At 63.3% G+C, this 22,191-nt stretch carries 24 protein-coding genes; 11 read left to right on the forward strand and 13 right to left on the reverse strand.

Annotated features, from left to right (window positions below; translation table 11 throughout):
• Positions 1-38: 38 nt before the first annotated feature.
• The 7 genes from ISS99_RS11060 to miaB all read right to left on the reverse strand — a co-directional run bounded on the left by ISS99_RS11060 (position 39) and on the right by miaB (position 7,051).
• Positions 39-1,253, reverse strand: coding sequence for a lipoprotein N-acyltransferase Lnb domain-containing protein (locus ISS99_RS11060; RefSeq protein ID WP_204631689.1), 1,215 nt, complete (start codon positions 1,251-1,253; stop codon positions 39-41).
• Positions 1,254-1,401: 148 nt separating this feature from the next.
• The gene (locus ISS99_RS11065; protein ID WP_204631690.1) at positions 1,402-2,241 is read right to left on the reverse strand and encodes a CorC family transporter; all 840 of its coding nucleotides are present in this window, start codon (positions 2,239-2,241) and stop codon (positions 1,402-1,404) included.
• Between the two features lie 162 nt (positions 2,242-2,403).
• Complete coding sequence (locus ISS99_RS11070; RefSeq protein WP_204631691.1) at positions 2,404-3,672, reverse strand: hypothetical protein; 1,269 nt, start codon at positions 3,670-3,672, stop codon at positions 2,404-2,406.
• A 39-nt stretch (positions 3,673-3,711) separates the two neighbouring features.
• Entirely contained in the window at positions 3,712-4,194 is a 483-nt protein-coding gene (gene ybeY / locus ISS99_RS11075) for an rRNA maturation RNase YbeY (protein ID WP_204631692.1), read from the reverse strand.
• Complete coding sequence (locus tag ISS99_RS11080; protein WP_204631693.1) at positions 4,181-5,179, reverse strand: PhoH family protein; 999 nt, start codon at positions 5,177-5,179, stop codon at positions 4,181-4,183. Before ISS99_RS11080 ends, ybeY begins: the two co-directional genes overlap by 14 nt.
• Positions 5,176-5,700 (reverse strand): GNAT family N-acetyltransferase, encoded by a 525-nt coding sequence (locus tag ISS99_RS11085; protein ID WP_204631694.1) that lies wholly within the window; start codon positions 5,698-5,700, stop codon positions 5,176-5,178. Before ISS99_RS11085 ends, ISS99_RS11080 begins: the two co-directional genes overlap by 4 nt.
• A gap of 7 nt (positions 5,701-5,707) precedes the next feature.
• Complete coding sequence (miaB, locus tag ISS99_RS11090) at positions 5,708-7,051, reverse strand: tRNA (N6-isopentenyl adenosine(37)-C2)-methylthiotransferase MiaB (protein WP_204631695.1); 1,344 nt, start codon at positions 7,049-7,051, stop codon at positions 5,708-5,710.
• 571 nt (positions 7,052-7,622) lie between these two features.
• Here miaB and ISS99_RS11095 point away from each other — a divergent pair.
• On the forward strand, positions 7,623-8,444 hold the full coding sequence (locus ISS99_RS11095) for a lytic transglycosylase domain-containing protein (RefSeq protein WP_338081585.1): 822 nt from the start codon (positions 7,623-7,625) through the stop codon (positions 8,442-8,444).
• A 3-nt stretch (positions 8,445-8,447) separates the two neighbouring features.
• On the opposite strand, the gene ISS99_RS11100 is transcribed toward ISS99_RS11095, so the two are convergent.
• The gene (locus ISS99_RS11100) at positions 8,448-9,668 is read right to left on the reverse strand and encodes a S1C family serine protease (protein ID WP_204631696.1); all 1,221 of its coding nucleotides are present in this window, start codon (positions 9,666-9,668) and stop codon (positions 8,448-8,450) included.
• A 232-nt stretch (positions 9,669-9,900) separates the two neighbouring features.
• Here ISS99_RS11100 and petA point away from each other — a divergent pair, with 232 nt between their 5' ends.
• The 5 genes from petA to ISS99_RS11125 all read left to right on the forward strand — a co-directional run bounded on the left by petA (position 9,901) and on the right by ISS99_RS11125 (position 13,674).
• Positions 9,901-10,506 carry a ubiquinol-cytochrome c reductase iron-sulfur subunit gene (gene petA / locus ISS99_RS11105; RefSeq protein ID WP_204631697.1) on the forward strand — a complete coding sequence of 202 codons (606 nt, stop codon included), beginning with the start codon at positions 9,901-9,903 and terminating at the stop codon, positions 10,504-10,506.
• Positions 10,506-11,810, forward strand: a complete 1,305-nt coding sequence (locus ISS99_RS11110) for a cytochrome b (protein ID WP_204631698.1) — start codon at positions 10,506-10,508, stop codon at positions 11,808-11,810. Before petA ends, ISS99_RS11110 begins: the two co-directional genes overlap by 1 nt.
• Positions 11,803-12,543, forward strand: a complete 741-nt coding sequence (locus tag ISS99_RS11115; protein WP_204631699.1) for a cytochrome c1 — start codon at positions 11,803-11,805, stop codon at positions 12,541-12,543. Before ISS99_RS11110 ends, ISS99_RS11115 begins: the two co-directional genes overlap by 8 nt.
• Positions 12,544-12,616: 73 nt before the next feature.
• The gene (locus ISS99_RS11120; RefSeq protein WP_204631700.1) at positions 12,617-13,237 is read left to right on the forward strand and encodes a glutathione S-transferase N-terminal domain-containing protein; all 621 of its coding nucleotides are present in this window, start codon (positions 12,617-12,619) and stop codon (positions 13,235-13,237) included.
• Positions 13,238-13,254: 17 nt separating this feature from the next.
• On the forward strand, positions 13,255-13,674 hold the full coding sequence (locus tag ISS99_RS11125; RefSeq protein ID WP_204631701.1) for a ClpXP protease specificity-enhancing factor: 420 nt from the start codon (positions 13,255-13,257) through the stop codon (positions 13,672-13,674).
• A gap of 128 nt (positions 13,675-13,802) precedes the next feature.
• Here ISS99_RS11125 and ISS99_RS11130 read toward each other — a convergent pair whose 3' ends face one another.
• The 4 genes from ISS99_RS11130 to ISS99_RS11145 all read right to left on the reverse strand — a co-directional run bounded on the left by ISS99_RS11130 (position 13,803) and on the right by ISS99_RS11145 (position 17,840).
• Complete coding sequence (locus ISS99_RS11130; protein WP_204631702.1) at positions 13,803-14,219, reverse strand: DUF3301 domain-containing protein; 417 nt, start codon at positions 14,217-14,219, stop codon at positions 13,803-13,805.
• Between the two features lie 37 nt (positions 14,220-14,256).
• The gene (gene nadC, locus ISS99_RS11135) at positions 14,257-15,114 is read right to left on the reverse strand and encodes a carboxylating nicotinate-nucleotide diphosphorylase (protein WP_204631703.1); all 858 of its coding nucleotides are present in this window, start codon (positions 15,112-15,114) and stop codon (positions 14,257-14,259) included.
• The gene (locus tag ISS99_RS11140) at positions 15,111-17,405 is read right to left on the reverse strand and encodes a DUF1631 domain-containing protein (protein WP_204631704.1); all 2,295 of its coding nucleotides are present in this window, start codon (positions 17,403-17,405) and stop codon (positions 15,111-15,113) included. Before ISS99_RS11140 ends, nadC begins: the two co-directional genes overlap by 4 nt.
• Positions 17,406-17,567: 162 nt before the next feature.
• Positions 17,568-17,840, reverse strand: a complete 273-nt coding sequence (locus ISS99_RS11145) for a Trm112 family protein (protein ID WP_204631705.1) — start codon at positions 17,838-17,840, stop codon at positions 17,568-17,570.
• A 67-nt stretch (positions 17,841-17,907) separates the two neighbouring features.
• Between ISS99_RS11145 and purE the strand changes: the two genes are divergently transcribed.
• Together purE and ISS99_RS11155 are read left to right on the forward strand one after the other, a co-directional pair.
• Positions 17,908-18,411 carry a 5-(carboxyamino)imidazole ribonucleotide mutase gene (purE, locus tag ISS99_RS11150; RefSeq protein ID WP_204631706.1) on the forward strand — a complete coding sequence of 168 codons (504 nt, stop codon included), beginning with the start codon at positions 17,908-17,910 and terminating at the stop codon, positions 18,409-18,411.
• Positions 18,408-19,565 (forward strand): 5-(carboxyamino)imidazole ribonucleotide synthase, encoded by a 1,158-nt coding sequence (locus tag ISS99_RS11155; protein ID WP_204631707.1) that lies wholly within the window; start codon positions 18,408-18,410, stop codon positions 19,563-19,565. The genes purE and ISS99_RS11155 overlap by 4 nt, the downstream gene beginning before the upstream one ends.
• 147 nt (positions 19,566-19,712) lie before the next feature.
• Here the strand turns inward: ISS99_RS11155 and ISS99_RS11160 are convergent, their stop codons facing one another.
• Positions 19,713-20,294, reverse strand: a complete 582-nt coding sequence (locus tag ISS99_RS11160) for a superoxide dismutase (protein ID WP_204631708.1) — start codon at positions 20,292-20,294, stop codon at positions 19,713-19,715.
• Between the two features lie 109 nt (positions 20,295-20,403).
• Between ISS99_RS11160 and grxD the strand changes: the two genes are divergently transcribed.
• The 3 genes from grxD to ISS99_RS11175 all read left to right on the forward strand — a co-directional run bounded on the left by grxD (position 20,404) and on the right by ISS99_RS11175 (position 22,158).
• Positions 20,404-20,730 (forward strand): Grx4 family monothiol glutaredoxin, encoded by a 327-nt coding sequence (gene grxD, locus ISS99_RS11165; RefSeq protein ID WP_204632641.1) that lies wholly within the window; start codon positions 20,404-20,406, stop codon positions 20,728-20,730.
• Positions 20,727-21,494, forward strand: coding sequence for an SDR family NAD(P)-dependent oxidoreductase (locus ISS99_RS11170; RefSeq protein WP_204631709.1), 768 nt, complete (start codon positions 20,727-20,729; stop codon positions 21,492-21,494). The genes grxD and ISS99_RS11170 overlap by 4 nt, the downstream gene beginning before the upstream one ends.
• Positions 21,495-21,558: 64 nt before the next feature.
• Complete coding sequence (locus ISS99_RS11175) at positions 21,559-22,158, forward strand: YhgN family NAAT transporter (RefSeq protein WP_204631710.1); 600 nt, start codon at positions 21,559-21,561, stop codon at positions 22,156-22,158.
• Positions 22,159-22,191: the final 33 nt, after the last annotated feature.

The raw sequence follows: 22,191 nt of genomic DNA on the forward strand, positions 1-22,191 counted from the left end.
TGTTTCTCGAAGTTGGGAAGGCGAGGGCTGATTGCTCATCAGGTGGATGGCGACTTCCTCAAGGTCCGCGCCAGCGCAAGCCAGCACGGCAGCGCAAACAGAATCCACGGCTGGTTCTGTTGCACGACACCGGGCAACAGGTGCAGGGCCAGCGCAATCAGCAGTGCGCTCAGCTGAAGCAACAGAACACCGTGGGCGAATCGCGATAGTGCGATGCGCCGGTGCGCACGCCACAGTGGGCGCAGCAGTACAAACGCCAGTGGATTGAACAGAAGCAGGTTGGCGTTGGCCCAGGCGGAGTGGTGGGCGGTGAGGGTCCACAGGGCCAGCATCAGCAAGCCGCAGACGCCTGCGAGCAGCAGGAACAGATCGCCCAGCAGTGCATAGAACAGTGGGGCGCGATACCAGGCGAGCACGAGCAGCGCGGCGATCAACAGGCCGGCGATGGCGAGGGGAATGCGCAGGTCCGGCGGTGTGGCGGGTGGGGCGTCAAGGCGGTTCGGCGAAAGCAGGTTTTCGCTTTGAATCAGCGGCTGGGTGCCACCGTGGCCGTCGGGTACGGTGATGTTGTGCAGGTTTTTCTGCAGTTCGGCCGGTAGGAAGCTCTCCTGCCAGGCGTTGAGCGGATGATCGGCGTAGGGGCCAAGGCCGAGGTCGAGGATCAGCATCAGCCAGGGTTGCGCGCTCATAAGGCGCACGGTTTGCTGGCGGTAGGTCATGCCGCCGGGCAGGGTGGTGAGGCGAGCCTTGATGATGCCGCCCAGTGCGCGGTCGAGTGCGTCGCGCACGCGGGTGGTGCAGTTGTCGACGTAGTAGTCGTAGTTGTAGGTGGCGTTTTCGGGGCGCAGGTTCCACAGCAGGAAGTCGCGCAGCGCTGCCGCCTGGTCCGGCGTGAGGGCGAGACGTTGCTGGGTGACGGAGCGTCCGGCCTGTTTGTAGAACGCTTCTTCGTCGGTGGTGACTTCCGCATCGATCAGGTAATGCATGCGGCCGCGCGCGAAGTTGAGGAAGAAGTTCTTTTCCTCAAAGGAGAACACGCCGTAGTTGAAATCCACCTCTTCGCCGCTGACGGTGTCGCGCAGTTCAATGGCGTCGTGGCCGAAGCGCTCCCAGTAGATGTCGCCGGGCCCGTAGGTGATCAGCGAGATTTCGAGGTTGGCGCCCGGAGCGTTGCTGACGTCGGCTCTGGCGGTGATGCATGCGCTGCACAGGAGCAGGGCGAAGGTCAGCAGCAGGCGAGTGGCGAGCGTCATGGGCGAAACCGGTGGGCGGAAGGTGGGTAGCTTATCGGGAAGCTGGGGTGTGGGCGTTTGTTGCGCGTTGACGCTGGCGTGGGTTGGGATTGAAGAGCTTTACCCCCTCCCAGCCTCCCCCTGCTCGCAGGGGGAGGGGCAAGGCAGGCTACCGGCGGACGACGCGGAATTGCTGCACGCGCCGGTCGTCGGCCTGGGTGACGTGGAACAGGAAGTCGCCGATGGCGATTTCTTCGCCCACTTCCGGCAGGTGGCCGAATTCGGAGGTGACCATGCCGCCGATGGTGTCGAATTCCTCGTCGGAGAACTTCGCGCCGATTTCTTCGTTGAAATCGGAGATGGGGGTGAGGGCGTCCACGATCCATTCGCCCTCGGCCTGGGGCAGCATCAGCTCGGGTTCTTCCTCGTCGTCGTGCTCGTCGTCGATTTCGCCGACGATTTCCTCCAGCACGTCTTCGATGGTGATCAGGCCGGCGACGCCGCCGTATTCGTCCACCACCAGCGCCATGTGGTTGCGGCTGCGGCGGAATTCGGCCAGCAGCACGTTGAGCCGCATGGACTCGGGGATCAGCACGGCCGGGCGCAGGATCGAGCGGAGATCGAAGTCGTGGCCGTTGCCGAAATACTTGAGCAGATCCTTGGCCAGCAGGATGCCCAGGATGTCGTCCTTGTCTTCGCCGTGCACGGGGAAGCGCGAGTGGCCGGACTCGACCACGGCGGCGAGGATGTCGGTCAGGGGGGCGTCGACGTCGATCATCACGATCTGTACGCGGGGCACCATCACGTCGTCGACGTTGAGTTCGGTGACTCGCAGCGCGCCTTCCAGCATGGGAAGTGTGTCGGCGCTAAGCAGGCCGTTGGCCTGGGCGGTACGCAACTCGTCGATCAATTCTTCGCGGTTGCGGGGTTCGCCGGAAAACATGTGGCCCAGTCGATCCCACCATTTTCGGTGGACTGGGCCGCTGGTACTGCCAGGGTCCTCGTTCATTACTCTTGAAAATGCAGCCCGGATAAGGGCGGGAAGCCGAGTCTAGCGGAAAAATCGTGACGGTTCTGGAACGAAAGCCGGCCGGGCCGGGCTTTCGGGTGGCTTCGATGGGTGTTTGGTGCCCTGGGAGCGGCTACCGGGTAGGGTGATTCCGCTCCGGCCTTATCGGTTTTCGCCGGGCGTTATCGGGCTTCCGGTAAACGGGTTCCAGCCCTTGGCGGCCAGCGCCGCCCACGCCGTGGCCCCCAAGTGTGGCAGGTGGTAGTAGAAAAAGTCGGCATGGGTGGAGGTGGGGCCGATCGCGAAATCGGTGGCGATGCGCGCCTGCGGTGTCGCATAGAGCATCCCTTCGCCGTCACGCTGGGCAATCAGCAGTTGCCACAGCGCATCGGGCACCGGTTTGCCGCTTGCCTGCATGGCAGTGGCGACCTGTGCGGTGCCCTCGGTCCAGATGCCGTCCGGGTGGCGCCGGTAGCCGTAGCCCGCGCCGCTGCCGTGCTGGGTCTGGACCCAGGTCCACACCTGGTTCCAGGTGGAGGGGCGAGGATGAAAGGCGAGCAGCGGCCATACCTGCGCGTCCAGTCCGGATTTGTCGCGGGACAGGGTTTTGCCGTCGTCCAGTGTGCCGACCAGGAAGCGATGCTCCGTGCCGTCCCACATCGCGTTGACGAAACTGCCGGCGAGCTTCGCCTGCTGCGCCCATTCGGCACCGTGGCTTTCGCGATAGGCCCAGGTGGCGGCCGCGTAGATGTCGATGTTGTGCTCGGTGGATTTCCAATGCTGCACGCGCTGGGTGTTGTCGTAGCCGAACAGGCCGCCCTCGTAAGCGGGCGGCGCGATTTTGTTGAGGCGCGTCTGGATCCACTGCAATTGCGCCGTGGCGGCATCCAGGTAGCGTCGATCGTGCGTTTGGTCGTACACCGTCAGCAGCAGCAGCGCTGCCCATGCCGCGTTGCCGGTGGCGGTGCCGACCTGATAAGGATCCTGGCTCCAATAGTTGCCGTGGGTTTGCCAAAAGCCCGTCAGCGCCATCGGGCCGCTACCGACGGTGCCGCTGCGATAGGCATTGCGCAGGCGGCCGTCCTTCAAGCTTGGATCGTGCGCGGCAGCGAACACCAGCGCATCGGCAATGCGTTTTGCCTGGGCCGGTTCCCCGCACGCGGTGAGGGCGATGCCTGCCAAGGCGTTGTCGTAGACGAAGGCCACGTGTTCCAGCGCGAGGCTGGCGTCGTCCCCGGCGTCCTTGATGCTGGGATAGCTGGGCAGCAGCATGGGGCCGTTGCCGGGTATCGCTGTTGCTGCCGCGTGCAAAGCCGCGCAGGTGTCGCTGGCCAGTTGCTGCTGCGCGGTGTCCGCAGCAGCAACTGGCGCGGATGCCGTGGTCATGGCCAGCAGGCCGACGCTTGCAACGAAAGACCAATGCTTGGACATGTCCCTTTTCCTTTGTGCTTTAGTTTGGCGCTGGCGCGTTTATTCTTTTTCTACAGCATAGGGATCGGCGATGCCGAGCTTGGCCAGGATGCGCTTTTCCAACGCTTCCATGGTTTCGGCTTCGGCATCTTCGATGTGATCGTAGCCAAGCAGATGCAGCACGCCGTGCACGGTCATGTGCGCCCAATGATGCTGGGCGGGTTTGTCCTGCTCGGCGGCCTCGCGTTTCACCACGGGTGCGCAGATGGCCAGGTCGCCGATCAGCGGCACCGTGATGCCGGGCGGCAATTCCACCGGAAAGGACAGCACGTTGGTGGCGTAATCTTTATCGCGGTAATCGTGATTGAGCTTGCGGCCTTCGCGCGTGCCGACGATGCGGATGGCCAGTTCGGCGGATTTGCGCCGCTTCGCGCCGGCCAGCGCAGCGTCCACCCAGCGGCGAAAGCTGAGCGCGGAAGGCAGCCCTTTGCGCTCCACCCCGTAGCTGAGATGCACGACGTGCGGGGAATTATTTGGCGCCATTTTCCCGTTTCTCTTCGTTGGCGTCTTCAAAGGCTTCGTACGCGCGAACGATCTTGGCCACCAGCGGATGGCGCACCACGTCACGCGAAGTGAAGAAGGTGAAGCTGATGCCGTCCACGCCGCGCAACACTTCGACGGCGTGGCGCAGGCCCGAACGCACGTGGCGAGGCAGGTCGACCTGGCTGACGTCGCCCGTGATCACCGCCACCGAGCCGAAGCCGATGCGGGTGAGGAACATCTTCATCTGCTCGACCGTGGTGTTCTGCGCTTCGTCGAGAATCACGTACGAATCGTTGAGCGTGCGGCCGCGCATATACGCCAGCGGAGCGATCTCGATCACGTTGCGTTCGATCAGCTTGGCAACCTTTTCGAAGCCGAGCATTTCGTAGAGCGCGTCGTACAGCGGGCGCAGGTAGGGGTCGACCTTCTGCGACAAATCGCCGGGCAGGAAGCCGAGCTTTTCGCCGGCTTCCACCGCCGGGCGCACCAGCAGCAGGCGCTGCACGCGGTTGGCTTCCAGCGCTTCGACGGCGCTTGCCACGGCGAGATAGGTCTTGCCGGTACCCGCCGGCCCCACGCCGAAACTGATGTCGTGGGTGGTGATGGCGTGCAGGTAGCGCGCCTGGTTCGGGCCGCGTCCCTTGATGACGCCGCGCTTCACCTTGATGGTGACTTCCTGCGCGCTTTCGGCGGCCTCTTCGGTGATTGCATCGATGCCCGATTCGGCCAGATGCAGGTGGATCTTGGCGCCGGTGAGGGATTCGTTCTCGCTGGTGGCGTAGAGCGACTTCAGCACCTTTTCGGCGGCATGGGTTGCGCCTTCCTCGCCGATCACCTGGAACAGGTTGCCGCGGTGATCGATCTCCACGCCCAGGCGCAATTCCACCTGGCGCAGGTGTTCGTCGAACGGGCCGCACAGGTTGGCGAGCCGGGCGTTGTCTTCCGGATCGAGGGCGAAATCGCGTTGGTTCAAGCCGTTGTTCATGAGATGTGTCGGAGGTTGAGCCGATAGAAGCGGGTGTCTACCGGCATGAATAGAAAATTCGTGGGCAATGACGTTTTTTCAACCTGCGCAAAGCCGTTCTTTTCGTAGAAGCGATGCGCGGCGCGAAACTTTTCCGTGGTGCCGAGAAAGATGTTGCGCACGGCGTGCTGCTTCGCCCAGTCCGTGGCAGCTTCCAGCAGTTTCGCGGCCACGCGCCATTGGGCTCCGCGATAATCGGCTGCCACGAACATTTTGCGCAGGGCCGCCTGGTGTCCGCCGATATCCTTCAAGGCAATTGTGCCGACCACCTCGTCATCGTGCAGCGCTACCCAGAAATTCCCGGCGTCGCGTTGGTAGAACGCCGGAATGCTCGAGAGATCCGGTTGCCGCGCAAGGTCGATGTCGAAGCCGAACTCGTCGCGCTGGATGGCAACAATGAGGCCCGTGGCGGCTTCGAAATACCGGTCCTGGTAAGGCATCACGCAGATGCGCCCATCAGGAGTCGTGGCATTCGCGGCCATGCGTGTTTCAGGCAGCCTGGCTGTCCGCGCTACCGATCCGTCCGCGCAGCGAATTGGTCATCGCCTCGGTGATCACCACATCCACGAACTGCCCGATGAGGCGGCTCGGGCCGGGGAAATTCACGTAGCGCATGTTCTCGGTGCGACCGGTGAGCTCGTTCGGGTTCTTCTTGCTCGGCTTTTCCACCAGCACGCGCTGCACGGTACCGACCATGGCTTCGTTGATCTGCTTCGCGTTGGCGTTGAGCACGGCTTGCACGCGTGCGAGGCGCTCGCTCTTCACGGCGGCAGGCGTGTCGTCCTGCAGGTTGGCGGCCGGGGTGCCGGGGCGCGAAGAGAAGATGAAGGAGAAGCTCTGGTCGAAGCCGACGTCGTCGATCAGCTTCATGGTCTTTTCGAAATCGTCATCCGTTTCGCCGGGGAAGCCGACGATGAAATCCGACGAGATGCAGATGTCCGGGCGCACCGCGCGCAGCTTGCGGATCTTCTGCTTGAATTCGATCGCCGTGTAGCCGCGCTTCATTGCCGCAAGAATGCGATCCGAACCTGCCTGCACCGGCAGGTGCAGGAAGTTGGCCAGTTGCGGCACGTTGGCATAGGCCTCGATCAGCGAGTCGGAGAACTCCAGCGGATGCGAGGTGGTGAAGCGGATGCGGCCGATGCCTTCGATCTGCGCGATGGCGTGGATCAGCACGGCAAGATCCGCCGTGCCGCCGTCGTGCGTGGGACCACGGTAGGCGTTGACGTTCTGGCCGAGCAGGATCACTTCGCGCACGCCCTGGTCGGCGAGCTGCGCCACTTCCACGATCACGTCGTCGAACGGGCGGCTGATTTCCTCGCCGCGGGTGTAGGGCACCACGCAGTACGAGCAGTATTTGGAGCAGCCTTCCATGATCGAGACGAAAGCGGTGGGGCCTTCCGCGCGCGGCTCGGGCAGGCGGTCGAATTTCTCGATCTCGGGGAAGCTGATGTCCACCTGCGGCTTGCCGGTGGCGCGCTTGGCTTCGATCAGCTCGGGCAGACGGTGCAGGGTCTGCGGACCGAACACGAGGTCCACGTAGGGCGCGCGCTTAATGATCGCCTCGCCTTCCTGCGAGGCCACGCAGCCGCCCACGCCGATCAGCACCGGCTTGCCGCCCTGCTTGTATTCCTTCCAGCGGCCGAGCTGGCTGAATACCTTTTCCTGCGCCTTTTCGCGGATCGAACAGGTATTGACCAGGATCACGTCCGCTTCCGACTCGTCCTGGGTCAGTTCCAGGCCATGCGACGCCTTCAGCACGTCGGCCATCTTGGCCGAGTCGTACTCGTTCATCTGGCAGCCGTGGGTCTTGATGAAAAGCTTGCCGGTCATGGCGCTGGGTACCGTGGAAAGTGGGGCGGGCGCGGCTTGCGCCGAACCAAATATTGTACTAGTCCAGGACGCGGGCTGCTACTGACAGCGTTCGGCAGATCAAGCACTTGCGGGGGTGGAGGCGCTTTCCCCCTCTCCCCCTCCAGGGAGAGGATAAGGGGGCAATCATGTGACGCCGTTAGCCGCGCAGGCTCATTGGGGGAGCGGGCATTCGCCAGGACGGATTTGTTCTGGCTCACGAAATCATGCACTTAGACTTGGCTCTGCTCCGACATCGGGGCAAACTGCCGCCATGCCCGTCGCCGTACGCCAAAGGGGAGGCGCCGGCTCCCAGGCACCGCGCCTCCCTGCCTTAGTGATTGTCCTGTTCCAGGCCGTATTCGGCTGCGCGCTCATCCTGCTTTTGCTGGGTTCGGCGCCCGCGCGGGCCGGTGCGATGTTCCATTGCACCGGATCGCAGGGGGAGGCTGTGTTCACCAGCAGCACCGCGGGTTATCACGACTGCAAACCGATGGGCTCATATGCTGCTTCGGCGCCACGCTCGGCATCGCGGCATGGGGTAACGAAAGAGGTGACATCGTTGGCCTGGGTGACGGGCTGGGCGGAGACCACGGCGCAGCCGATTTCGCCGATGGTGGTGTCGCTGGACCGCGTGCAGGGTGGCGTTGAAACCACGGCACGCACGCTATCCCTCGCATCGCTAGCCGGCGGCAGGCCGGGGCAGTGGACGTATAGCCAGTCGAACGATGCGCTGCCGGCTTCCCTGGCATCGGCGGCCTTGCAGGATTCGCCGGACAACCGCGTGTTGCGTGGCGCGGTCTATCGGGTGGTGCGCAAGGACGGCAGCGTGGAGTACACCAATATCCAGCCTGCCGGCGAGTTGGCCCACAACGTCACCAAGCTCTTCAGCTATATCGCCACCTGCATGGCGTGCAACCTGCACTCGCCGATCAACTGGGGCACGGTGCACCTGGACCTCACCGACTATGCGCAGGTGATCCACGATGCGAGCGTGGAATCGGGCGTCGACGAAGCGCTGATCCGCGCCATCATTCATGCCGAAAGCGCTTTCAATCCGCGCGCGATGTCGTTGAAAGGCGCGCAGGGCCTGATGCAGTTGATGCCCGGCACGGCCAACGACATGGGTGTGCTGGATGCTTTCGATCCCGCCCAGAACATCCGCGGCGGCGCCCGCTATCTCGGCTTGCTGCTGAAGAATTTCAACGGCAACGTGCGGCTTACTGCCGCAGCCTACAACGCCGGTCCGGCCGCGGTGCAGCACTACAACGGCGTGCCGCCGTTCGCCGAGACGCAGGTCTACGTGGAGCGCGTGGGCGAATTGCTGCAGCGTTACAGCAAGGCCTTGCATCCGCCGGCCACGGCGAGTCTTTGAGGCTCAGCCGTCGACGTTGTTGCCCGGGTTCGCTGCCGCGGCGGCGGTGGGGGCCTGGGGCGGACGCTGCACCACCGTCAGCATCAAGTGGAACGGGACGCCGTTACGCAGGCCCGATACCTCCACCTTGCTGCCAGGCTTGAGAGCCGCCTCGCGGCGGCGGAGGTCGCCGGGATCGCGGATGTTGTCATCGCCCAGCTGCAGCACGATATCGTGCACCTGCAGGCCCGCCGCGGCGGCCGGCCCGTTGGGGTAGATGTCCTTGACTTGCGCGCCACGTGCCGCCGCCGGCAGGCCGCTGTCCGCCGCCACCGGCACGAAGCCGTAATCGGCGCCAAGCCAGCCGCGGATCACGTGTCCGGTTGCGATTAATTGTCGCAGGACGTTCGTAGCGGTATCGACAGGAATGGCAAAACCGATACCTTCGGCATTTGCCGCCTTGCCGATCAGTAACGTGTTGATGCCCACCAACTCGCCATTGCTATTCACCAGCGCACCGCCGGAGTTGCCGAGGTTGATGGCGGCGTCGGTCTGGATGAAGTCTTCCGGGCTGCTGTTGCTCAGCTGGCGGCCGATGGCGCTGATGATGCCCATGGTCACCGTCTGGTTGAGGCCGAGCGGGTTGCCGATGGCCAGCACCACGTCGCCGACGCGCAGACTCTTTGCATCGGCCATCTGGATGACCGGCAGGTTGCTGGCGTCGATGATCTTCAGCACGGCCAGGTCGGTTTCTTCGTCGGCGCCGACCAGTTTGGCCTTGGCGACGCGGCCGTCGTACAGCAGTACCTGGATGTCATCGGCATTGGCGATCACGTGATTATTCGTAAGCACATAGCCTTCGGGGCTGACGATCACCCCCGATCCCAGGTTCTGCTCGGTGCGCGGCACCGGTGGTCCTGCCGGCGTGCCGCCAAACAATTGTTGCATCAGCGGATCGGTGAACATTTGCACGGCTTGTTCGGTGACGAGCTTGTTTGCGTAAATATTGACCACCGAAGGCGCAGCCCTGGTCACGGCATCGGCGTACGAAGCTGGCGCATGGACGGCGGCGGAAGCGGGCGGTGCGATCGTGCTCGACGTCGCGGCGGGTGTGCGCTGGAATCCAAAATGCGCGCGCAGGCGATCGCCTACGCCTGGCGAGATCAGGCTGATGACGAATGCAAGCGCCAACCCGAGCACCACGAAGCGGGCAATAAAAGCGACGATGCCGGCGGCATGCTTCATGTCGTAATGCGATCCGTAACCGTTGCGTGGAGTGTGGCGGAGCGACGTGACCGCCCGTGCGGTTTTATTGTAGGGTGCTGAACCTGAGACTAGACTAACGTGATTTTTGTAAGGTAACGCGATTTTTGCAGGGGCACGATCCTGGGGCGGTCGGCGAAGCGCAACCTTTTTCGTCCGCAGGGCAGTATCTGGTTTCTGCATTCTCAATGGCATGCAAGTACCGGAGAGCCTGATGGCGAACGAAGTCGTCGATCAAGGCCGCCGCCGCTTTCTCACTACGACTACCGCCGTAGTGGGGGGAGTAGGTGTAGTGGCGGCAGCTGTGCCTTTCATCAAGTCGTGGGAACCCAGTGCAAGAGCCCGGGCGGCTGGTGCTCCGGTCACCCAGTCGTTAAAGAAAATCGAGCCTGGACAGCAGTTGATCGTGGCGTGGCGCAGCCTGCCGATCTTCATCGTCAACCGCACGCCCGCGCAGCTCGCTTCGTTGCCCAAGCAGGACCCTCGGCTGGTCGATCCCAAGTCCGATGGCTCCTCGGTGGACCAGCAGCCGAAATACGCGCAGAACGACACCCGTTCCATCAAGCCCGAATGGCTGGTGATGATCGGCATCTGCACGCACCTGGGTTGCGTGCCCAATTTCGTGGGCGAGATGAAGCCGGAGCCGTTCGACCCGAACTGGCAAGGCGGCTACTACTGCCCCTGCCATCACTCGCGCTATGACATGGCAGGCCGTGTCTATCAGGGAGTGCCGGCGCCAAAGAACATGGAGATTCCGCCGTATCACTTCATCGACGACACGACGGTGCAGATCGGCGTCGATCCGCAGGGGGCAGCGTAATGGCAAACGTCTTCTCCAATATTGGCGAGTGGGTTACTGAGCGTGCGCCCGGCCTGATGCCGGTGTATCGCAAGCACATGACCGAGTACTACGCGCCGAAGAATTTCAACCTTTGGTATTACTTCGGTTCGCTGGCCTTGCTGGTGCTGGTCAACCAGATCGTCACCGGCATCTTCCTCACGATGAACTACAACCCGAGCGCGGCAGGCGCGTTCGATTCGGTGCAGTACATCATGCGTGACGTGGAGTGGGGTTGGCTGATCCGCTACATGCATTCCACCGGCGCATCGCTGTTCTTCGTGGTGATCTATCTGCACATGTTCCGCGGCATTCTGTACGGCTCGTTCAAGCGGCCGCGCGAACTGGTGTGGCTGCTGGGCATGCTGATCTTCCTGGTGCTGATGGCCGAGGCATTCATGGGCTATGTGTTGCCGTGGGGCAACATGTCGTTCTGGGGCGCCAAGGTGATCGTGTCGCTGTTCGGTACTATCCCGAAGATCGGCAAGGACTTGGTCCAATGGATCATGGGCGATTTCCTGCCGGCCGACGCTACGCTCAACCGCTTCTTCGCCTTGCACGTGATCGCGCTGCCACTGGTGCTGTTGCTGTTGGTGGTGTTGCATCTGGCGGCGCTGCACGAGGTAGGCTCGAACAACCCCGACGGCGTGGACGTCAAGCATGGCCCGAAGGGCAATCGCTGGGATCCCACCAAGCCGGCCGACGGCATTCCCTTCCATCCGTATTACACAGTGAAGGATCTGGTCGGTGTGGGCCTGTTCCTGGCCATCGGCGCTTTCATCATCTTCTTCCAGCCTACGTTGGGCGGCTGGTTCCTCGAGCACGACAACTCGATTGCAGCGAACAACCTGGTGACGCCGTTGCAGATCAAGCCGGTGTGGTACTTCACTCCGTTCTACGCGATCGTGCGCATGATTCCTTCGGCGATGGGCACGGCGGTGTGGGGCGTGCTCGGCATGTTCGGCTCGATCGCGCTGCTGTTCGCGCTGCCGTGGATCGATGTGGGCAAGGTCAAGTCGGTGCGCTATCGCGGCACCGGTTACAAGGTGGCGCTGACGTTGTTCGTGCTGGCCTTCCTGGGGTTGGCGCTGATCGGCACCGACATGACCGACGAGCTGTTTCCGAAGCTGTTCGGCCAGGATATCGACATCACCCAGTGGGACAACGTATTCGGCCGCGTGCTGGTGTTTGTCTACTTCGGATTCTTCGTGTTCATGTGGCTGTATACGCATCTTGGCTGGGAAAAGACCAAGCCGGTTCCGGAACGGGTGACGACGCATGACTAAGCGCTACATATCCATTTTCGCGCTGGCATTCGGCCTGCTGCTTGGCACGACGGGCGCGATGGCCGAAGGGCCGGAGCTGCCCTCGGCCGGCACCAATATTCGCGACACGGCCTCGCTGCAACGCGGCGCCCACCTGTTCTTCAACTACTGCGTGGGCTGCCACTCGCTCAAGTACATGCGCTATGAGCGCATCGCGGACGACCTCGGTCTGACCGAAGACGACGTGATGAACAACCTCAACTTCACCGGCGCCAAATTCGGCGACCCGGTGATTTCGCACATGCCGGCGGACGATGCGCAGAAGTTCTTCGGCAAGGCACCGCCGGACCTGTCGCTGGAAGTATCGGCCAAGGGTCCGGATTGGGTTTTTGCGTACCTCAACTCGTTTTATCTCGACCCCAAAAGCCCGATCGGCTGGAACAACCTGATCCTGCCCAATGCCGCCATGCCGTTCCCGTTGTGGGAGCTGCAAGGCATGCAGGTGCCGGTGATGAAACCGGCCAAGGCGGGCGACGACCCGGCGATCGAAAGCCTCAAGCTCGAACATCCCGGCAGCATGACTCCCGAGCAGTACCAGCAGGCTACCCGCGACCTGACCAACTTCCTGGAATACGTATCCGAGCCGGCCGCGCTGCAGCGGCGCCATTACGGCATCTGGGTGGTTTTGTTCCTGCTGGCTTTCACCTTTTTGGCCTATCTGCTAAAGAAGGAATATTGGAAGGACGTTCACTGAAGGGATTTGTGATCGCCACGTGAGGGCTGAGGCCCTCATTGGCGATCGCCTATAAAAATGGGGAGACAAGTGCATGGTCCAGAACGCCCGTTCCCGGACAGTACTCGCCCTGTACTCCGCGGCCGATGACATTCAGTGTCACCGCGTACGGCTGGTGCTGGCAGCTAAGGGGGTTACTTACGATCTGGTCCAGGTCGACCCGGCCAAGCCGCCGGAAGACCTGATCGACCTCAATCCCTATCACAGCTTGCCGACCCTGGTGGATCGCGACCTCACCCTGTACGACACCTCGGTGGTGTGCGAATACCTGGATGAGCGCTATCCGCATCCGCCCTTGATGCCCATCGACCCGCTCTCCCGCGCGCGGCTGCGGCTGGCGGCCGTGAGGATAGAGCGAGATTGGTTGTCGGAGGTGGAGCACATCCGGGCCGGCGGCAAGCCGGCGGACCTGGCCCGCAAGCGCCTGCGCGAGCAACTGCTGGCTGCCCTGCCTTTGTTCAAGGCCTCCAAGTTTTTCCTCAATCCGGAGATGAGCCTGGCCGACTGCCTGGTCACCCCGGTGATCTGGCGGCTACCTTCGCTGGGCGTGGAGCTGGGGCGCGAAGGCAAGCCGATCATGGATTATGGCGAGCGTTTGTTCCACAGTCAGGGTTATGCTCGCAGTTTGACGTCGGAAGAAAAGGCTTTACGGTGACTCAGCAGGACCACGGGATGACCTCCAACCGCCCCTATCTGTTGCGGGCGATCTACGACTGGATCAGCGACAACAATCTCACCCCATACATGCTGGTGGATGCCACGCGCAGCGGCGTGCGTGTGCCCACGCACGTGATCAAGAACGGGCAGGTGGTGCTCAACATGGCCATGCGCGCGGTGGCCAACCTGGACCTGGGCAACGAATGGATCAGCTTCCAGGCCCGCTTCTCGGGCGTCAGCCACAGCATCCAGATCCCGATCCCGGCCGTGCTGGCCTTGTATGCCCAGGAGAACGGGCAGGGCATGATGTTTCCGGCCGATGAGGATGGCGGGGATACCCCTTCCGATAACCCACCCTCGCCGCCAGCACCCGATCCCACCACGGATGGCGACAAACCCAAGCGCGGCGGATCGCATTTGCGGGTAGTGAAATAACCTGCACCTGGCCTACGGTCGCAGGTTGGGTTACCCCGGACTAGGTCTGTGGGTAATCCAATAAACCCCCAACATTGAGAAAAAAAGTTGGGTTACGCTTCGCTAATCCAACCTACGAATGCGTGGGTTTAATGGCGCACATCGCGGTCACGGTCCCGTGGCCGAAACGGCACGATGTTTCCCCCGGATGGTGCATGCCCCGGCTCGATGGCATCCTCGGTCCGCTCCGGCGTATACAGCTCGATGGTCGGCAGGACCAAGGCCGTGAGCACGTTGCCGATCATCCATAGATGGCCGGCTTCGCGATCGTTGCCGTCGATGCTTACTTCAAAACTGTAGCGCCGCTCCAGCACGCGCTGGTCGCCGAAGCGCCGCAGGCGCCATCCGCTCAGGCCGACGGTTTCGTCCAGCAGTTGCAGGCCGTGCTGCTGGCAGCGGGAACGTGCTTCCTGGATGGCGCGGTCGCGGGCACGGCTGAGCCTTAGCCACAAGCCGACCAGGAGAACGAGCACCAGCAGAAGGAAAAGGGTAGCGAAGTCGCCCATGCACAGAGTGTGTGGGCGACTGGCTGAAGCTGCAAGCTCAGTTGATCTTCAACCTGAGCGAAAGATCGACCGCACGCACGTGTTTGGTCAGTGCGCCGACCGAGATGTAATCGACGCCGGTTTGTGCGAAGTCGCCAATGGTGCTCAGGTCGACGTTGCCGGAGATCTCCAGCGGCACGCTTCCTGCGGCGAGCGCAACCGCTTCGCGCATCAGCGGAAGGGTGAAGTTGTCGAGCATCACGCGATCGACGCCGGCATCCAATGCCTGCTGCAGTTCGTCGAGATTTTCCACTTCCACCTCCAGTAGCAGGGTGGGGTGGAGCTGACGCGCCGCCAGCACCGCTGCGGCGATGCTGCCGGCGGCGATGATGTGGTTTTCTTTCACCAGGATGGCGTCGTACAACCCGATGCGATGGTTGTGGCCGCCGCCGCAGCGTACCGCGTACTTCTGCGCCAGGCGCATGCCCGGCACGGTTTTGCGGGTGTCGAGCACACGCGTCCGGGTGCCGGCGACCGCGGCGACATAAGCGGCCGTGTTGGTGGCGGTGCCGGAGAGCAATTGCAGGAAATTGAGTGCCGAGCGCTCCGCGCTGACCAGGGCGCGAGCATCGCCGTGGATCACGCAAATCACACTGTCCGGCGCGACCCGGTCGCCATCATCGACGCGCCACTCGATCTGTGCCTTGGGATCGAGTTTGTGCACGCAGGTGTTGAACCAGGGGATGCCGGCGATCACCGCATCCTCGCGGCAGGTCAGCTGCGCAGTGGCCTGTGCGTCGGCGGGCAGAAGGCTGGCGGTGGCGTCGCCTTTGCCGAGATCTTCGGCGAAGGCGCGGTCCACGTCGGCGTTGATCGTTGCCTGATCGGGCGGGGTGAAGCGTAGAGCAGTAGTCATTCCGTATCGCTGGTGCGGCCGTCTTCGTGGCTCAATCGGTCAACAATAGCATCCAGCGCGCGGTCGAACAGTGCATTGGAGGCCAGCACGCGAGCGCGACCCTCGGCCATGACCGTGGCCAGCTCGTACGGCGAATAATCCGCCACCTTCAGGCCGCGGCGATTGACGAACAGGTAGCGGCCGCTCATCGGGCTGATCCAGGACAGCTTGGCACGCTCGAAGTGCGGTTCCTCATCGCCGTTGAACTCCAGCCAGCTGCCTGGCTTGAGCGCACTGACGTGCTCGAGCTGTTCGCGCACTTCGGGTGCGATGGCACTTGCCTCGGGCTCGGCCTGGGTGGGGTCGTCTTCCAGGTCGGCCACGTTCTCGGTAAGCGGTTGGATGCTTTCGGGAATGGGCAAGGGAGCCGGCGCGCTTTCGGCGGCCTGTGCCGCTTCCGTCGCCGGCGCCGCTTCACCCAGCTGCTGCCGATAGTACGTGTGCAGTTGGCCGAGCAGGCGCTCGATATCGGCCTCCTGGAACGCCACGTTGCCCAGGCCCTTGCGCAATGCGCGCTCGATGCCGGGCAGGAGCTGGCGCAGGTCGCGCTTGGCTTCCGGCGTACGAGCAGGCTTGGTACTGGCGATGAAGGCGTCGACGAAGCGCAAGGCTTCGCGGAATTCGCTGGACTCCTCACCCTGGCGCAGGATGGTGAGCACCAGGTAATTGGCCCAGGCGCGCGACAGCACGCCGTGAATCAGTGGCGGCAGGACGTGGTCGCCGATCCGGTTGAGGATTTCGCGTGCGGCGCGGCGGCGTGCCTGCTCGAGCTTTTCGCGGCCGCGGGTGGATTCGGCAACGCGCTGCTCGGCCAGTTCGGCGCGGCGGCGGTTGGAATCCTGGAACTGTTGCAGCTCGGCGGACAGACGATCGAACAACGTCATGTCGTCGTCGAATTCCTGCAACAGGCGCTCGACGATGCCCTTGATGGTGTCGTGCAGGCGTCCGTCGCGGTCCGATTCTTCCGACCAGCTCTTGGCTGCATCGGCCAGCCCGTCGAGCAGGCGGCGTGCCGGATGCTGGCGATGGGCGAACAGTTTGCGATCGAGAATCGCGGCTTTGAGATACGGAATCTGCAGGCGCGCCAGCATCACCTGCATTTGCGGCGGCAGATTGCGGTCTTCGAGAATGAACTCGAACAGCATGCCGACCAGATCGATCGTATCTTCGTCGATGGTGGCGATTTGGCCCGGGCGCTGGCCGCGCAGCGAGCCCAACTGCGACAGCAACTGTTCTTTCAGTTGCAGCACCTGCTGGGTGATATCCAGGGTGCTGCTGCTGCCGACCGACAGAGGCATGACGGGTACGGTGGCCGCCTGGCTCTGCAGCACGCTGAGTGCGCCGATCAATTCGTTGGCGGTGGGCAGCGGACCTTGCGCCATGGCCGCAAGCGGCACATTCGGATGAGCCCGGCGTGCGCCGAACAGTGTGCGCAAGGTTTGCAGCAATTCGGCCGAGGCTTCGCTGTCCTCGGCCATGATGGGTGCAGGCATTTCGCCCGCGGCACCGGCCGCGCCGGCGGGTGCCGAAGCGCCGCCCTGGCGCACCACCTCGTGACGCAGCTGCGGCAATACGCCTGCACGCATCAGTTCGGCATTGGTTTCCTGGTACAGCTCATCCAGCGACGCCATCACGTAGCGATCGAACAGCTTGTAGATGATCAGCTTCACGCGCATGTCGGCGCTGAGTTCGCGCATCGCCTGGCGGAATGCCTGGGAGAGCAGGGCCGGGCCGATCGGGTTGGTGGCGTCCTCGATCTTCACGCCGCCGCAGATCACCGACAGCCGCTGGTTTACCGCGAACAGATCGCGGGCCAGGCGGGTCTCGTTCTTGCCGATCATGCTGGTGATGGCCAGCGATTCTTCCAGCTCGTTGTCGGCGACCAGCGAGAGCTCGATCGATCCGACCGCGGGCGCCGAGGTGCCGGGCAAGGGGGGGGAGCGGGTGCCGCTCACAAAGTCGTTCAGCTCGCGCGATACCTGGGCCAGGAAACCGCGCTCGATCACCGACCGGCGCTTGCGCACTTCGCGCATGCCGTCGAAGTAATGCATCTGCGCGGCATTGTTCTCGGCCTTCTCGGCCAGATCGAACAAGGCGTCATCGACGTGCTCGAACATGTTGCCGATGTACTGCTGCAGGCGGCGGGTGGCAATGCTCCGGACAGCATTCAACAAGTCGCCTCCACGGCCACTGGACGGGTCCAGTCGCTGGCTGAGATTGACGATATTGGATGGCTCGTTGGCTTGATTCACCGCCACACCCCTGTGGTTGGCCGGATTTACTAAGAACGACGGTTGGCCGGCTGATCCCTTGAACATAAGCGAAAACGCGTCGCCCTGCTATGCCGGGCGTCAACAAATTCAGCTTTGCCGTTCAGGCCAGGCCGGGGTGGCAGGTATTTACGTAAGAGAAGCTTAAGCTTGCGCTGGAAAATCGTTGAGCTGGGTGGTGCCGATGCCTTCCTCGGGCAGCATCACCGGAATGCCGTCTTCGACCCGGTAGACCACTTTGCGGTCCACGGTGATCAGCCCCTCGCCGAGCCGGGTTTGTACCGACGAGCCCACCACGTTGACCACCTGGCCGGCGTCGATGGCCTGGTTGAGCGCGTGCAGTTCGCTGCTGTTGAGCGGGCGCACCGGCGTCTTGCTTACCGGGCAGCAGAGAATGTCGAGCAGGCGCTTGTCCATGGGGCAGGGCGGGTATCGTTGCAGTGCGGGGAAGCACGTACAATATCCCCTTTTGGACGACCGGGCCATGACGGTAACAACGGCAGCACCGCGGGTAGGGGTGGTGATGGGATCGCGTTCGGATTGGGAAACCATGACGCATGCGGCCGATGTGCTACAGGAGCTGGGCGTCGCCCACGAGGTGCGTGTCGTCTCCGCCCACCGTACTCCCGATTTGCTGTTCCAGTACGCCGAAGAGGCCGTGGGCCGCGGCATTCAGGTAATCATCGCCGGTGCCGGCGGCGCCGCGCACTTGCCCGGCATGCTGGCGGCCAAGACGCGCTTGCCGGTGCTGGGTGTGCCGGTGCAGTCCAAGGCGCTCAACGGTATGGATTCGCTACTTTCCATCGCGCAGATGCCGGCCGGCATTCCGGTGGGAACGCTGGCGATTGGCCGGGCGGGGGCGGTCAACGCAGGCCTGCTGGCGGCTGCCGTGCTCGCCTTGCACGATCCTGCCCTGGCGGCGGCGGTGGAGGCTTTTCGCTCCCGCCAGACCCAGACGGTCCTGGATCACCCGGACCCGCGGACGTGACCGTGCGCAAGCAACCCGTGCTCGGCATTCTTGGTGGCGGGCAATTGGCCCGCATGCTGGCCCTGGCCGCTGCCCCATTGGGCGTGAATACGCTGGTGGTCGATAGCGCCGCCGATGCGTGCGCCGGGCAGGTGGCACCGCTGCGGCTGGCCGACTGGACCGATTACGCGACCCTGGAAAAATTCGCGGCCGAAGTCGACGTGGTGACCTTCGATTTCGAGAATGTGCCCGCGGAAACGGCACATTGGCTGGCCGAGCGCGTGCAGGTGTTTCCCGATCCGCGCGCGCTGGCGGTGGCGCAGGATCGCCTAGCCGAGAAAACCCTGTTTCGCGAATGCGGTCTTGAGACGCCTGCTTTCCACGCGGTCGATACGCGCGAAGACCTGGACCGTGCCCTTGCTTCGATCGGTGCGCCGGCCATTCTGAAGACGCGCCGCCTGGGCTACGACGGCAAAGGGCAGTTCCGCATCAAGCAGCTCGCCGATGCGGATGCCGCGTGGGCGGCACTTGGCGCGCAGGCCACGGCGCATGGGTTGATCCTGGAAGCTTTCGTACCTTTCGAGCGCGAGCTTTCCGTTCTGGCGGTGCGCGCCCGCAACGGCGACTTTCGTATCTGGCCGCTGACCCAGAACTGGCACACCGATGGCGTGCTGAGTCTCAGCCTGGCGCCGGCTCCAAAGGTGAATGCCCTGCAGCAGCGCGCAGAAGAACTGGCGCGCATCCTGGCCGAGCGTCTGGGCTACGTCGGGGTCTTTGCGCTGGAATTGTTCGTCAAGGACGGCCAGCTGCTGGGCAACGAGATGGCGCCGCGCGTGCACAATTCCGGCCATTGGACCATCGAAGGGGCCATCGCCAGCCAGTTCGAGAATCACGTGCGCGCCGTGCTGGGCCTGCCCTTGGGCGATACCTCGGCACGCGGTTTCTCGGTGATGTTCAATTGGATCGGCGAGTTGCCGGATGCCGCGCCGGTGCTCCGTGCGACCGATGGGCACTGGCACGATTACGGTAAGCAGTCGCGGCCGGGGCGCAAGGTGGGGCATGCCACCGTTTGCGCGCAGGACGCAGCCACGCTTGCTGCACGTATCGGTGACGTAGCGCGTGCGCTGACGCGCGAAGAGCAGGCCATGCCAGCGGTGCGCCTGCTGGCGGACTGACCGGGCCGTCCGCTTCCGGGCGGCCTGAGGTTGGGGGAGCACCCTGCCTTTTGCCAATCTCGAAGCGAGCTCCGATTGCGGCTCCGTGCAGGAGTGTCTCCTCGCCTCAATCCTCTCCCCCGCGGGGGAGAGGAGGAGACACGGGGATCAGGCGAGATTCTTCGCCGCGAAGTCCCAGTTCACCAGGTTCCAGAACGACTCCACGTACTTCGGGCGTGCGTTGCGGTAGTCGATGTAATAAGCGTGTTCCCACACGTCGATGGTGAACAGCGGCTTGTCGCTGCCGGTGATCGGGGTGGCGGCATTGGAGGTGTTCACGATGCCCAGCGAACCGTCGGGACGCTGTACCAGCCAGGTCCAGCCCGAGCCGAAGTTGCCGGTGGCGGACTTGGCGAACTCTTCCTTGAACTTGTCGAACGAACCGAAGGCCTTGTTGATCTCGTCGGCCAGCTTGCCGGTCGGAGCGTTGTGCTCCAGCGGCTTGCGCATCGAGTGCCAGTAGAAGGTGTGGTTCCAGATCTGTGCCGCGTTGTTGAACACGCCACCGGAGGACTTCTTGATGATGTCTTCCAGTGCGGCGCTTTCGAACTCGGTGCCCTTGATCAGGTTGTTGAGGTTGGTCACGTAGGCCTGGTGATGCTTGCCGTAGTGGAACTCCAGAGTTTCGGCCGAGATGTTCGGCTCGAGGGCGTTCTTTTCGTAGGGCAACGGGGGAAGTTCGATCGCCATGGGTAACTCCTGGGCGTTGGCTGAGGAAGACGGTTGGCCGGTCCGGTTGGGATGCCGGGGCGGCTGGTACACTATCGATCTGCTGCATTGTAGTGATGAATCGGAACTTATGGACGTCAACGAGCGAATCAAGGCAGTGCTTGCCGAGCACCCGATCGTGCTCTTCATGAAGGGCACGCCCGAGTTTCCGATGTGCGGCTTTTCCAGCCGTGCCGCTCAGGCGTTGAAGGAAGCCAGTGCCGCATTTCACGCGGTCAATGTGCTGGCCGATCCGGAAATCCGCGCCGCGCTGCCGCATTACGCCAACTGGCCGACCTTCCCGCAGCTATTCATTCAGGGCGAGCTGATCGGTGGTTGCGACATCGTCGAAGATTTGAAAGCTTCCGGCGAATTGGCGCGCATGGCCAACGACGTCGCCGGCGAGAGTCACGCATGAGCCTGCCTTTGCATCGTTTGCCCGCCACCTGGACATCATCCGACAACACCCTGGAAGGACGCGTGATTTTGGTCACCGGCGCCTATGGCGGGCTGGGCAGCGCCGTGTCGCGCGCGGCTGCGCGTGCGGGCGCCACAGTGGTGATCACCGGCAAGCGCAAGCGTCAACTGGAACAGCTTTACGATGCGATGGTCAAGGAAGGCCTGCGCGAGCCGGTGATTCATCCGCTCGATGTGGAAACCGCCACGCCGACGGATTACGAAGCCTTGGCTGACGGCCTGCAGCGCGACCTTGGCAGACTGGATGGCATCGTGCATGCCGCGGCCAGTTTCGCGGGCCTTACTCCGCTGGCCATGCACAAGCCCGATGCGTGGCTGCGTGCCTTGCACGTCAATGTGTCGGCACCGTTTGCGCTGACCCAGGCCTGCCTGCCGCTGCTCACCCGTGCACCGGACAGCGCAGCGGTATTCGTGCTGGACAATCCGGAGCTCGTGCAGCGGGCACACTGGGGCGCCTACGGTGTGTCGAAGGCCGCGCTGGAGCGCTTCGTTGCGATCCTGCACGACGAACACGACAGCGGTGCATTCCGCGTGCACGCCATCCTGCCTGCACCGATGCGCACGACGTTGCGTCGCACGGCATATTTCGGCGAGAACACCCTGGAGCATCCGCTGCCGGATGCCACGGCCGAAGCGGTGGTCTATCTACTGAGCGATCGCGCCGCTGCTGCGCGCGGTGCCGTGCTCGATCTGCGCGTGGCATGATCACGTCCCGCGGCGCTCAGCCGCACTCGTGTGCGTTGAAACAGGGGGTGGAATGGAAACGCAGATGACGACGTTGTCGGCAGCAATCCTGCTGTTCCTGATCATGGATCCGCTCGGCAACATCCCGATCTTCCTGAGTCTGCTCAAGGGCGTATCGCCCAAGCGCCGGCGTGCGGTGATGGTGCGCGAACTGCTGATTGCGCTGGCCGTACTGCTGGTGTTTCTGATGGGTGGTCAGCTCATTCTCAAGCTGCTGCAATTGCGGCAGGAGTCGATCAGCATTGCCGGCGGCATCGTGCTGTTCCTGATCGGCATCCGCATGGTGTTTCCGCCGGCCGACGGCGGCGGTATTTTCGGCGGCAGCGGAGAGGGCGAGCCCTTCATCGTGCCCATGGCGATCCCCGGTGTGGCAGGTCCTTCGGCGATGGCCGCCTTGCTCTTGCTTACCAATACCCAGCCCGGCCGCACGGCGGACTGGGCCACCGCGCTGCTCGGCGCCTGGTTTGCCACGGCGGTGATTCTGCTCAGCTCCACCTATCTTTTCCGCTGGCTGGGCGAAAGTGTGCTCACCGCGCTGGAGCGCGTGATGGGCATGTTGCTGATCGCCTTGTCGGTGCAAATGTTCCTGGGTGGCATTGCGTCCTACCTGCATCTGACGGTTTGAACGGAATTTTCTGTCGCCGCCTGAGGCGGCTTG

Origin of the sequence: Dyella mobilis (genome assembly GCF_016904945.1) — a bacterium.
Classification (GTDB): Bacteria; Pseudomonadota; Gammaproteobacteria; order Xanthomonadales; family Rhodanobacteraceae; genus Dyella_B; species Dyella_B mobilis.